We start from the raw sequence: 12,647 nt of genomic DNA on the forward strand, positions 1-12,647 counted from the left end.
AAACTCATAACTAATTTCTATTTTAGCAATCAATAGGATGAAAAGACAAGGGACACCGCTTGAAACATCTTCAATTGCAGTTATCTTGACCCGTTTTCGAAAGTGGAAGCTGCACGGAAAGACCCCCGATAAGCTCTTGGTTTCGAAGATGGGGATTAAGGGAATAAAAAATTGATAATCTATCAACGAAAGTCGTTTCAGGGTCCGGGTACATGGAAAAAAGGGATTCAATCGTATCGCCTTGGATAGTTGTGACATGAATGGTTTTCACAGTCGTTGTCTCTGCACAAGGTTGTTCATTCCCGAAAAACGATGCTAGCGGGATTGTCCCATCCCCCAAGTCGATCCGGATGATATGAAAAGTTAGAAAAAGAATTACAGCTACGAATAAAGTGCGCATTAATACTCCCCCTCCCCATACAATATGCGGGGATTTGGAAAGTATTCATTTTACTGCTTTTGGATAGTACTTGAGAGCAATGCTCAAGAAACTGATATGAATTAAGGACGAGAACAAGATGCTGAAGGTTTCATGAAATTGAAAGAAATCCAGCAAAATCGTTACCAATAAAGGGGCGGTGATAGCAATGGCAGTCGTTCGCCACATAAAGCGGTACTCGACGCGCCTTCCCATTGCTTTTCCGATCCATATGCCGATTGCAGCAAAAACGCTGATTCTGACGAATACGTAAAATGTTGCAATGACAAATTGGGAAACAAAGGCCATCGGGTAAATGAGTACGCCTACCGCTTTGCCATACTCGGTCAATTCAGGGGTGGCCTCGAACAAGTCGGCATCCCCAAGTGAGAAGCGTGTGAATGAGATCAAGGTCATCAATAGGATGAATAGGAAAGCATAGCGGATCACCCGCCCGATTGGAAGCAGCCGAAACGCTGCGAGTTTTTTTGGTTCATGGAACGCTGCCAGAAACAATTGATGGAACTTCAAAAACGGGACCTCCTTTACTTACTGTTAGTCTATCATGTCTTGTGCTTAGAAGTATGGATACCAAATTCGACAGAATGATGACTTTTTCTACACGTATTGTTAAGGGAATGTAAAGATTTGTCCTCTCCTATTTACAATGCCTTAACCAAGTCAACATAATAGGAATGCTTATATATAATGCATGATGGAGGTAGACGATGTAATGGAAGTGAATTGGCAGGAAGTTATTTTTCAATTTATAGGAGGTCTTGGGATCTTCCTATTCGCCATAAAGTATATGGGGGACGGTCTTCAGAAAGCCGCAGGGGATAGGTTGCGGAGCATTTTGGATAGATTTACGACAAATCCTTTTATGGGTGTGCTTGTCGGAATCATCGTGACGGTCCTCATCCAGTCTAGCTCGGGGACGACTGTTATTACGGTTGGTTTGGTCAGTGCAGGATTTATGACACTTCGACAGGCGATCGGTGTCATTATGGGTGCAAATATCGGTACGACGATTACAGCATTCATCATCGGTCTTGATGTCGGTGCCTATGCTTTGCCGATTATGGCACTCGGTGCAATTCTGATCTTCTTCTTCAAAAAGAACTCGGTTAAGAATGTGGGTGAGGTCGTTTTTGGCTTCGGGGGCCTTTTCCTCGGTTTGGAATTGATGAGTGCAGGCATGAAGCCGCTAAGAACGCTTTCCGCCTTCTCTGACTTTACAGTGTCGATGGCTGACCATCCAGTGCTTGGAGTTGTGGCGGGAACTGTTTTTACACTTATCGTCCAAAGCTCCAGCGCAACAGTTGGGATCTTGCAAGGACTATATGCAGAAAACCTTGTTTCGCTTCAAGCCGCTTTGCCGATCCTGTTCGGAGATAATATCGGAACGACAATTACGGCAGTTCTGGCGTCGATCGGTGCATCCGTTGCGGCGCGAAGAGCTGCGGCGGCACATGTCCTTTTCAATGTTGTCGGTACAGTCGTCTTCATGATTCTATTATATCCGTTTACAATGTACGTAGAATGGATTTCGGGACTTCTGGCTTTGGAAAGTAAAATGCAGATTGCATTCGCACACGGTACTTTCAACGTGTTGAATACCGTTATACAATTTCCGCTGATCGGTGCTTGGGCGCTATTCGTGACGAAGATCATTCCTGGCAAGGACGTTACGATCGAATATCGACCAAAGCACTTGGATCCTAATTTCATCAACCAATCTCCATCCGTCGCAATTGGACAAGCGAAGGAAGAAATCATCAGGATGGGTGATTTCGCAGTCCAAGGAATGGAAGAAACTTATGAGTATTTGAAAACAAGCAACAAAAGACACGCGGAAACAGCTTATCAGATTGAGGATGCCATCAATAATCTTGATCGTAAAATCACCGATTATCTCGTCGATATTTCAGCGGTCAACATTTCACCAATTGAATCCGCAAGGCACGTCATGCTTATGGATACCGTTCGGGATATCGAACGGATCGGGGATCATTTCGAAAACATCATCGAATTGATTGATTACCGAGAAGTGAACCGTGTGAAATTAACTGAGGAAGCGATGGGTGATTTGACAGAAATGTTCACGCTGACAATAGCCACTGTCGATAAGGCAGTACGCTCACTTGACATAAATGATATTGAATTAGCGAGGGAAGTTGCCGAGCAAGAAGCTTTGATCGACAAGATGGAACGTAAATTCCGTAAAAATCATATTGTACGCCTGAATGAGGGGCATTGCTCTGCTCAGTCGGGAATGGTCTTTGTCGATATCGTATCCAATCTTGAACGTATCGGAGATCATGCAGTAAATATCGCTGAAGCCATTTTAGGCAAACGGGTGTAATGGAGGGAAGGGAATGGAGATAGCAGGCTGGATAGCGGCCATAATCATGTTCATCGTCGCTTTTATCGGATTGATTTATCCAATCATCCCTTCCGTAGTTTTCATCGTAGGTGGATTCCTGCTGTACGGGTTATTCGCTTCCTTTGAAGAGTTGAGCTGGTTGTTTTGGGTGATTCAAGCGTTATTCGTCATATTGCTGTTCGGCGCAGATACTCTTGCGAATATTGTTGGTGTCAAGAAATTCGGCGGTTCGAAGGCGGGTATGTGGGGAAGCACGATCGGCCTGCTAATTGGGCCGTTCGTCATTCCGGTAGCTGGAATCCTTATCGGACCATTCCTCGGTGCATTCCTGTCAGAGCTGCTTGTGACGCGGACTGGCGTAAAGCAGTCCGTTAAGACCGGTATTGGTTCTATCGTAGGGTTTTTCACTTCCGTCGCTGCGAAGGGTGCTGTGATGTTGCTTATGATCGGGATTTTCATACTCTACGTCACGAGATAGTTCATTTCAATTGAATGGGTTACCTAATTTTGATAATGTTTATAGTGTAGGATAAATTATGAATCAATTGAGGAGGAATGGACTAATGGCTTACAAATTACCAGAATTACCATACGCATACGATGCGTTGGAGCCTCACATCGACAAAGAAACGATGAATATCCACCACACAAAACATCACAATACGTATGTGACGAACGTGAACAACGCATTGGAAGGGCATGACGAACTAGCTTCCAAATCAGTCGAAGAACTTATCTCCGATTTGAATGCTGTTCCTGAAAACATCCGTACGGCTGTCCGTAATAATGGAGGCGGTCATGCGAATCATACGTTCTTCTGGAATATCCTTTCACCAAACGGCGGAGGAAATCCAACTGGAGCGCTTGCAGAAGCGATTGATAAGAAATTCGGCAGCTTTGACGCATTCAAAGAGGAATTTGCTAAAGCGGCTGCAACTCGCTTCGGTTCAGGTTGGGCATGGCTTGTATCCAATAATGGTGAACTTGAAATCACATCGACTCCTAACCAAGACTCTCCATTGATGGAAGGGAAAACACCGATTCTAGGACTTGATGTTTGGGAGCATGCTTACTATTTGAACTACCAAAACAGACGCCCTGATTACGTTTCCGCTTTCTGGAACGTAGTAAACTGGGATGAAGTCGCTAAAAACTTCGGTAAATAATCCAGAGTAATGCAACCCGGCATATATCCTGTTCGTCAGGATATATGCTTTTTATGTTTAGAATGCTATAATTCAATCTGGACTAATTACGTAAGGGGAATACATATGAAAAAGCCGATGCGCAAAGTGGACCAAGCCAAAATCCGTCAACGGAAACATATAGCCTTCAGGATGAATCTTTTATTCTTCTCGATCTTCATCCTTTTTTCCTTGCTCATTTTCAGACTAGGATACTTGCAGATCGTTAAAGGCGAGAATTATACAAGGTTATTGGAGATGAAGGAAGAGATCGCAGTCAATACTAGCGTTCCTCGAGGAAGGATCTATGACCGTACAGGGAAGGTACTTGTTGATAATAAACCGATGAATGCAATTACATATACGAAGACATCATCTACAACGGCAAAAGAAATGTATGACATCGCAAAAGAGCTTTCTAAGTTGATTGAGCAGGATACAAAAAGGGTTACAGTCGGAGATAAGCGTGATTTCTGGATTTTATTGAATCCCGAAGAAGCGGAAGCGAAAGTGAGCAAAGAAGAGCTGGCAGAAATCGGCAAAGACGGAACTGTCTCCAAACCGGATATTCAGCGTGAAGTGACACGCTTGACACGTGAACGGATTACGGATGAAGAATTGGATTCCTTTACGGAACAAGAGCTGGAAGTATTAGCCATCTATCGGGAAATGATGTCCGGCTATGCCTACTCTCCTCAGATCATCAAAAGCGGGAATGTCACCGAAGAGGAATTTGCAGCCGTATCGGAACGGTTAAACGAATTTGAAGGGGTCGATACGACGACCGATTGGAATCGTATTAAGTTCTCAGATAGCACAATTCTTGGGACGATGACCAGTTCGATCGAAGGGATTCCGCGAAGCCATCTCGATTACTATTTGGCTCGGGGTTATTCGCGGAATGATCGTATCGGGAGAAGTTACTTCGAACAACAATATGAAGAACTGTTAAGAGGGCAAAAAACCATTGTAAAAAATATAAAGGATCGAACCGGCCGCGTCATAGAGACGAAAACAGTCAGAGAAGGGGAACCGGGCAGGGATCTCGTATTATCGATGGATAGTGAATTGCAGGAATCATTGGAGGAACTTCTTTCGGAGAAACTTCTTGAAATGAAGAAAGACCCGCGATCCGGATTGTTGGACAGGGCATTTCTTGTCATGATGGATCCGAATAACGGGGAATTGCTTTCCTTGGTCGGTAAGCGGGTAGTGAAAGATGAGGATTCGGGAAGATGGGAAGTGCGGGATTACGCATATGGCACTTTTACATCCGCTTATGAGGTCGGTTCCACTATAAAGGTAGCCACAGTGTTGGCAGGCTATAGCGAAGGTGTCCTTTCTGTTGGAGAAGTGAAAATCGATGAACCTATGAACATTGCGGGTTTACCTAAGAGATCCCTGTTCAATCAGAACGGACGGGTGTCTGTCGATGATATAACAGCGCTCGGCAGGTCCTCTAACGTTTATATGTTCAAAATCGCCATTTCAATAGGAAACGGGGTATACAGACCATTTAAGGCTCTTCCAATTGACATCGGCGGTTTCGATAGACTGCGTAACGCCTATGCCTCCTTCGGCTTAGGGGTTAAAACGGAAATCGACTTGCCGGGGGAATATACAGGTGTTACCGGTACCGATACACGTTCAGGTAAGCTGCTGGACTTTGCTATCGGACAATTCGATACGTACACACCGCTCCAGCTTGTTCAGTATGTATCGACTGTAGCGAACGGTGGATACAGGGTGGCGCCAAAAGTCTTAAAGGAAATAAGAGAACCTTCCCAAGATGGCGAAACGCTTGGAGAATTGCTAGAGGAAACAGAAGTGAAAGTCCTCAATCGCATCAATAATACGGCGAAAGAAATTGAACAAGTTAAAAAAGGGATGCACTACGTGTATTACGGACCGAATGGGACCGGGCGCAACATATTCAACGGTGCTTCCTATACGGCTGCAGGGAAAACTGGTACTGCCCAAACATCTTACTATGGCGATGATAGGAGTAAGTATGGGATGGCTTCGGTCAACTTGACGCATGTCGGCTTTGCCCCGGCTGATAATCCCGAAGTAGCATATGCAGTCGTCATTCCATACGCTTCGACAGATCGAGGCAATTACATTACTCAAGGCATAGCGATGAAAGAGATTGTCAGAACGTCGCTAGACACCTATTTCGAATTGAAGGAAGAGCGGGCAAAGGCGAATGTACTTGAAACGACCGATCAAAAAATAGATCGCAGATTTGAACGAGAGAAAGAAAAAGAAAAAGATACGGACAGGAAATAAGAAAGCTGCCACAATCGCTTCGGCGAAGGGCAGCTTTTTCTTATCTCTTTGTCGTATTCGTAATAATGCCGGCAATTGTGCCGAGGTCCATTGTCGTATCGACTTCGTGCACACCGATTTGAATGCGGCCTGCTAAGCCGTTGTCAATTAAGTATTGTTCCAACTCTTTCGCGCTGCCGATAATCCCCGCGCGCTCAAGCTTGTCAGCAACAGTAGCCGATGTAGAACCGGCTTCGATGGTCAGAATAATTTTTGTTATTGGCTTTGATGGTGATCCGCTGACAGGTTTAGTTTCCGCATTTCCTTCAGTGGCATTGCTATTTTCCCCTGCGTTTTTATCAGTTTTTGAAGAAGTGAGCGTTTGGGCGACAGCCAACTCTTTTTTCACTTTATCCAATTCGATCTGCAACTCGGCCAACTGGGATTGGTACTGATCAGCGCCCGATGCTTCGGAATCATTGTCGGTACCTGTGTAATAAAGGATGCCTCCTGCAAGGATGCAGCCTATTCCGACTCCCCGTAAAATGTCCCTCATCATAAGGCGACACCCCGGGATTTCAATACGTCAATAACTTCCTCGTCAGACAGGGAGGAGCGTTTGGCTATTTCAGGAATTGAATAACCTTGGGCTTTCAAGGATAAGATTTGGTTGATGATGATTTCGTGAACCGGTTTTTGTTTCCGTTGCTGTTTCTGTCCGTTTGTTACAGGTGGTGCGACACCAATCATTAATTCCTCTTCAACGGCTCTCAGTCGCTTTTTCAGTTGGTTCGTCTCCTGATGAAGGCTAATTGAAACGTTTTCGATATCCTCTTCGCTTTTACGAGTGGATTTTCCGATGAAAAATGATAAAATGATACATATAAGGCCGATGCATAGTAAAATTAATTCAATATCCACGATCGAACAACCTCCGGGAATAAATTACTTTGTTCCCATAGTAACATATGCATCTTCCGAATGTAATTTGAAACTTTCTTCTTTACATCACCGTGTGATATGATACAATTGAAAAGTCGTATAAATCATGCTCATATTAATTTATATTGCTAATGAGTGGGAGGGACAACAATGCGCGTAAATATTACACTTGCTTGCACAGAATGTGGAGAGCGTAATTATATTACAAAGAAAAACAAGCGTAACAATCCGGAACGTCTTGAAATGAAAAAATATTGCTCACGTGAAAAGAAACAAACTTTGCACCGTGAAACGAAATAATCGCTCATGCCAAAACTCTTCACGGGTTTTGGTTTTTTATTTCAGAATGGGGGGAATACTTCTATGAGTAAATTATCCAAACGTAAACTAATGATAACAATCATGAAAGATATGAATCATTCTGAACATGCAAGTAAATCTGCAGCGATTTTGAAACGTCTTTATTCGTGCGAAGAATATGCTTCTGCCCGTACAATCGGGGTCACCATCTCTCGCTTTCCGGAAGTGGATACACTTCCTTTGATTGAATCCGCATGGGATTCGGGGAAGCAAGTTGCCGTTCCGAAATGCAATCCTGATACACGGGAGATGGACTTCAGACTCATTACATCCTTTGATGATCTAGAAACAGTCTATATGGATTTGAAGGAACCGATAGTCGGAAGAACGGTTTCCATCGATAAAGGGCAAATCGACCTCCAAATTATTCCCGGAGTTGTATTTTCCGATGAAGGCTTCAGAATCGGATTCGGCGGTGGGTATTATGATCGGTATTTAGCTGATTACGGAGGCGATCGGGTTTCTTTGGCGTTTAATCAGCAAACTTCCCAAGAAGTGCCCATTGAAGAACATGATATTCCAGTCAATATGATTATTACTGAAAACAAAGTGATACGATCTCAGAAAATACGTGATGCCAAATGAATCATTTCCTAGATGTCCTGCAACTTCTTAAACGGTTTGGCATTTTTATATATACAGGGAATCAAAAAACGGATATCGAAATGATGATGTCCGAAGTGAAAGAGCTATATGATAATGGGTTGATTATGAAAGAGGATTATTTGCCTGCGCTCTTACTATTGAAAAAGGAATTAGGTAGAAGGGCTGATTAATTTTTCCCAAATCGATTCCCTCCAGCTTTATAATTAAAAATGAAACTTTTTTACGCTTCATCCGTCTATTATATGTAGTACATGTCCAAGCGATAGGATGAATTTACAAATAGATGTTTTACTTATGAAAGGAAGATCAAGTATGAAAAAAGCAACTTGGCCCAAACATTCCATACTCGTCATTGCAATAATTGCAACGTGGTTAACGACGTATATCGGCTATATCACTAGCTTTTCTATGAAAATCGATAATGTGATGCAGGAATTCATCCTGTTCATTAACCCGCTTAGTTTTCTATTGTTCATTTATGGCTTGGCCTTATTCATGAAGAATGAGAAACGGCGTAATATCTATATATTTTCAATCAGTTTGCTAACATCAATCATCATGTTCAGCAACGCCGTGTTTTATCGATTCTTTAATGATTTCATCACATTGCCTGTATTATTCCAAACAAGCAACTTTGGGGATTTATCGTCTTCCGTCGGTGCCAACGTGCATCCATGGGATATCTTCTTCTTTGCGGATGTAATCATAATCGCATTGGCTATCAAATTCATCCCTGTTTTGGAAAGCTCCCAAAGAGAACGAAGCATTGGACGCAAGCTCTATTTTGTTGTAGCTGCAACAGTGCTGATGGTCAACTTGGGGTTGTCCGAAGCTCAAAGGCCGCAGCTGTTGACCCGAAGCTTCGACCGGGAATTGCTCGTTAAAAATATCGGGACATTCAATTATCACATTTATGACCTATTCATCCAATCGAAAACGCATGCACAACGAGCGCTTGCCGATGGCAGTGAGCTGGCTGAAGTGGCGAACTATATCAACGCCAATTATGCAGAACCCGATCCGAAAATGTTCGGAGTTGCGGAAGGGCGGAATGTGATCTTTGTTTCTCTGGAATCACTTCAAAGCTTCGTCATCAATAACGAGATGAATGGTCATGAAATTACACCATTCCTCAATGAACTAACAAATGATCCAGATACATTCTATTTCGATAATTTTTATCATCAGACAGGGTTGGGGAAAACCTCCGATTCAGAATTCATCGTGGAAAACTCATTATACGGCCGAAATGGCGGTGCTGTCTTTTTCACGAATAGCGGAAATACATTCAACTCAATGTCGGAAAAATTGGGTGAAAATGGATACTTCACGAGTGTCATGCACGCGAACAATCGGAGCTTCTGGAACCGTGATATCATGTATCAAGCCTTGGGCATTGAGAAATTCTACGATGTCGAAAGCTATGAAATCGGCGAAGGGCAGGCTGTCAACTGGGGTATGAAAGATATACCGTTCTTTGAACAATCCGTTGAATTGATGAAGACGATGCCTCAACCATTTTCAACTAGAATGATCACGTTGACGAACCACCATCCATTTGATTTGGATGAAGAAGATATGATGATTCCTGCGTATGATTCCAATTCAAAAACGTTGAATAAATATTTCCAGACAGCTCGCTATATGGATGAGTCCATTAAAATCTTCTTTGAAGAATTGAAGAAAAGCGGTTTGTATGATAATTCCATAATTGTTATGTATGGAGATCATTATGGTATTTCGGAAAATCATAATAAAGCAATGGGCATGTATTTGGATAAGGAAATCACTCCATTTGATAATGTCGAATTGCAAAAAGTGCCGATGTTCATCCATATTCCTGGCAATGGAAAAGGTGAAACGGTCCATGAGCTTTCCGGTCAACTGGATGTAAGACCGACAGTCCTGCATTTACTTGGCATCGATACGAAAGAAGACATGCAGTTAGGTGCGGACATATTCTCACCGGATCACGAACCATTTGTCATTTTCAGGGATGGCCGCTTCGTGACAGAGGATAATATTTACGCTCACGAAGTTTGCTATGAAATCAAAACCGGCGAAGAAACCGAAGGGGCGGCGTGTGAGCCTTATATTGAACGCGCCAATACCGAACTTGGCTACTCTGACTTGATCATTAATGGAGACTTGCTCAGATTTACAGACAAAGACAGGATTGAAGAACAAGAATAAGCCGTTACGGGCGAAGCAACTATGTTCTGCACGGGTTCGTTTACCGTGCAGATATTTTTTTGAATGATTGCGGGGAGGGGGATTGACGGATGAAAAGAATATGGTATCTGCTTGTGGTGAGCGTCTTCATCATGTCGGCCTGTTCGGAACAGAAGGAACACTCTTCTTTGCAACCTGACAGCGAAGAACCATCCGATCTTGTAGAAAAGCCTGCTGAACCGTCGAATCCCCATGTTTTCAAAGCAGACCCTTCACGCTTTCATTTCATTGCAGATTGGCTGACAGACACGCAGATCCTGTATGTTGAAAAAGACGAGGGCGAGTACAAAGTGAACTATTTTGATATCGAAACGGGCGAATCGGGATTGGTATACAAGGATGATTCATTCATAATCGATGTCCTCGTCCATCCTTCCCGTGATTATCTGTTAGTACATACAAGTGAACAAGCAAATGCAGCAGTTGTTAAGGTGATCGGAATGGATGGAACGATACAACATCAGGCTGAGATCAGTTCGACAGAGCTTTCCATTGAATGGAGCCGAGAAAATCCGGACAAAATACTGTTTTCAGCCTTTCAAGAAGACTGGTCCTTTGACTTGTTTGCGTTTGATGGATTGGATGATAGCCTTTCCATTGTGAATTTTGATGATCCCTTTCCCAAATGGGCTGGTGATAACAAAATTATGGGCATGTTGTTCAACGGGCATCCGCTTGACGGAGGAGAGATCCGTTTGTTCAGATTGGATACAGAGGAAATTGAGACCTTTGAAATAGATAACGCGGTTTATAATGATGTGTTTGAAGATTCCATGGTTGTCGTTCAGGTGATCGATCCAGAGGCTTTCGAGTATACAGTCAGAAATCTAGAAGGCCCTATTGTCGCTAGATGGACATTGCCTGCTGTCAGCAATTATTCGGAGTGGGTCACTCCATCGATTGAATGGCTCGATGCAAATCGGCTGATTGTGAAAGGCGCTGAAAAAAGCGGGCAACTGGATGAAATGGCGGCGGGGTTTAATTTGTACCTCTTTGAAGACGGTAATCTGGAGTTGCTTACAAAAGGGTTGGATGCAGGACCGTTAAAATGCTCGCCGTCAGGGCGTTATTGTGTAAGCGGATATATGTCAGATGAGTTGATCGACATGAAAGCGAAGGAAAAATATAAGTGGATTGATTTTGATAACTGATGTCATCAGTACGCTACTTAAGAAATAAAGAAAAACATCCTCTGCAATTACATGCAGGGGATGTTTTTCATGACAAATGTTCATTAATGTACTAGTGCAGGTGGATATCCTTGGAAGACGATTGTTGCAATTGTAAAACCGCCAAAAATCACGGCAGCTGCAACATTAAACAAAATGCTCAACACATTGCGCTCTTTGAAAGCTTGTACAGTTCCAATTACAGCGAAGATCGCAACGAGTCCGAAAATTACCATTAAGATGTTCATGCGGAAGACACTCCTTTCAACAGAGAAAAAATGAATGCCGATTAAGCAATATTCCTCCTCTATTGTACTGTTTCCCACAAATTTTGTCGAGGCATATAAGTGACGATTGTTTGAAATCCAGTTATAAGTCCATTATTATCAGGTAAAGGAGATGTGAAGGATGCTTGAAATACGTACATATCCATTAGGCCCGATTCAAACGAATTGTTATGTTGTCTATAATCGTGAAGGGGAGTGTTTAGTGATCGATCCGGGAGAAGAAGGGGATCGAATCATTGCCGAGATTGAAAACTCGAATGGCAAACCGCTTGCAATCCTTTTAACACATGCGCACTTTGATCATATCGGTGCAGTGGATCGGGTGAGGAACCATTTTGGCATACCGGTCCATATTCACGAAGCGGAAAATGAGTGGCTTGGAAATCCGGATTTAAACGGTTCTTCTAGATACCCCGGTTTGCCTCTCGTGAAAAATAAGGATGCGGATCAATTCCTTCACGAAGGTGATTTGCATATCGGCCCATTCCATTTGGAGGTCCGTCACACTCCCGGTCATTCACCGGGCAGCGTTTCATTCATTTTTAAGGAGGCACATTTTGCAGTGGTCGGTGATACACTTTTCAGGGGAAGTATCGGACGGACGGATCTTCGGGGAGGCGATACAAGAACCTTGCTTCAATCCATCCATGACAAGTTGTTGACATTGGATGATGAGACTGCCGTGTATCCCGGGCACGGCCCATCGACAACGCCTGAAGAAGAAAAGGATATGAACCCCTTTTTGAACGGATTTTCCTAAAAGAAAAAACAGCCAGATTGGCTGTTTTTTTTTAG

The 12,647-nt window shown here is 43.2% G+C and carries 15 protein-coding genes; 10 read left to right on the plus strand and 5 right to left on the minus strand.

The features are described 5' to 3' along the window. Positions 1-70 precede the first annotated feature (70 nt). A complete protein-coding gene (locus M3191_RS10140; protein ID WP_251700273.1) occupies positions 71-400 on the minus strand; it encodes a hypothetical protein in 330 nt (109 codons plus the stop codon). Between the two features lie 45 nt (positions 401-445). Then, positions 446-949, minus strand: a complete 504-nt coding sequence (locus M3191_RS10145) for a DUF1189 family protein (RefSeq protein ID WP_251700274.1) — start codon at positions 947-949, stop codon at positions 446-448. 202 nt (positions 950-1,151) lie between these two features. Here M3191_RS10145 and M3191_RS10150 point away from each other — a divergent pair, with 202 nt between their 5' ends. The 4 genes from M3191_RS10150 (at position 1,152) to M3191_RS10165 (ending at position 6,277) form a co-directional block, all read left to right on the plus strand. Then, positions 1,152-2,783: a Na/Pi cotransporter family protein gene (locus tag M3191_RS10150; RefSeq protein WP_251700275.1), complete on the plus strand. Its 1,632-nt coding sequence runs from the start codon at positions 1,152-1,154 to the stop codon at positions 2,781-2,783. A 13-nt stretch (positions 2,784-2,796) separates the two neighbouring features. Next, positions 2,797-3,282: a DUF456 domain-containing protein gene (locus M3191_RS10155; protein ID WP_251700276.1), complete on the plus strand. Its 486-nt coding sequence runs from the start codon at positions 2,797-2,799 to the stop codon at positions 3,280-3,282. An 85-nt stretch (positions 3,283-3,367) separates the two neighbouring features. After that, on the plus strand, positions 3,368-3,970 hold the full coding sequence (gene sodA, locus M3191_RS10160; RefSeq protein ID WP_251700277.1) for a superoxide dismutase SodA: 603 nt from the start codon (positions 3,368-3,370) through the stop codon (positions 3,968-3,970). Positions 3,971-4,075: 105 nt separating this feature from the next. Continuing rightward, positions 4,076-6,277 (plus strand): peptidoglycan D,D-transpeptidase FtsI family protein, encoded by a 2,202-nt coding sequence (locus M3191_RS10165; protein WP_251700278.1) that lies wholly within the window; start codon positions 4,076-4,078, stop codon positions 6,275-6,277. A 40-nt stretch (positions 6,278-6,317) separates the two neighbouring features. Here M3191_RS10165 and M3191_RS10170 read toward each other — a convergent pair whose 3' ends face one another. Further along, a complete protein-coding gene (locus M3191_RS10170) occupies positions 6,318-6,815 on the minus strand; it encodes an endolytic transglycosylase MltG (protein WP_251700279.1) in 498 nt (165 codons plus the stop codon). Continuing rightward, on the minus strand, positions 6,812-7,177 hold the full coding sequence (locus M3191_RS10175) for a hypothetical protein (RefSeq protein WP_251700280.1): 366 nt from the start codon (positions 7,175-7,177) through the stop codon (positions 6,812-6,814). The genes M3191_RS10170 and M3191_RS10175 overlap by 4 nt, the downstream gene beginning before the upstream one ends. 171 nt (positions 7,178-7,348) lie before the next feature. Here M3191_RS10175 and rpmG point away from each other — a divergent pair, with 171 nt between their 5' ends. The 5 genes from rpmG (at position 7,349) to M3191_RS10200 (ending at position 11,547) form a co-directional block, all read left to right on the plus strand. Beyond that, the gene (rpmG, locus tag M3191_RS10180; RefSeq protein WP_060210366.1) at positions 7,349-7,498 is read left to right on the plus strand and encodes a 50S ribosomal protein L33; all 150 of its coding nucleotides are present in this window, start codon (positions 7,349-7,351) and stop codon (positions 7,496-7,498) included. 63 nt (positions 7,499-7,561) lie between these two features. Then, positions 7,562-8,143, plus strand: coding sequence for a 5-formyltetrahydrofolate cyclo-ligase (locus M3191_RS10185; protein ID WP_251700281.1), 582 nt, complete (start codon positions 7,562-7,564; stop codon positions 8,141-8,143). Then, positions 8,140-8,334, plus strand: coding sequence for a YqgQ family protein (locus M3191_RS10190; RefSeq protein WP_251700282.1), 195 nt, complete (start codon positions 8,140-8,142; stop codon positions 8,332-8,334). The genes M3191_RS10185 and M3191_RS10190 overlap by 4 nt, the downstream gene beginning before the upstream one ends. Before the next feature lie 142 nt (positions 8,335-8,476). Further along, a complete protein-coding gene (locus M3191_RS10195; protein WP_251700283.1) occupies positions 8,477-10,357 on the plus strand; it encodes an LTA synthase family protein in 1,881 nt (626 codons plus the stop codon). Between the two features lie 89 nt (positions 10,358-10,446). After that, positions 10,447-11,547 carry a hypothetical protein gene (locus M3191_RS10200; protein WP_251700284.1) on the plus strand — a complete coding sequence of 367 codons (1,101 nt, stop codon included), beginning with the start codon at positions 10,447-10,449 and terminating at the stop codon, positions 11,545-11,547. Between the two features lie 83 nt (positions 11,548-11,630). Here the strand turns inward: M3191_RS10200 and M3191_RS10205 are convergent, their stop codons facing one another. After that, positions 11,631-11,813, minus strand: a complete 183-nt coding sequence (locus M3191_RS10205) for a DUF2759 domain-containing protein (RefSeq protein ID WP_251700285.1) — start codon at positions 11,811-11,813, stop codon at positions 11,631-11,633. A 160-nt stretch (positions 11,814-11,973) separates the two neighbouring features. On the opposite strand from M3191_RS10205, the gene M3191_RS10210 reads away from it, so the two are divergent. Next, complete coding sequence (locus M3191_RS10210; protein WP_251700286.1) at positions 11,974-12,612, plus strand: MBL fold metallo-hydrolase; 639 nt, start codon at positions 11,974-11,976, stop codon at positions 12,610-12,612. The last annotated feature ends 35 nt before the right edge of the window (positions 12,613-12,647 follow it).

It is taken from the genome of Sporosarcina luteola, assembly GCF_023715535.1.
Taxonomy (GTDB): domain Bacteria; phylum Bacillota; class Bacilli; order Bacillales_A; family Planococcaceae; genus Sporosarcina; species Sporosarcina luteola_B.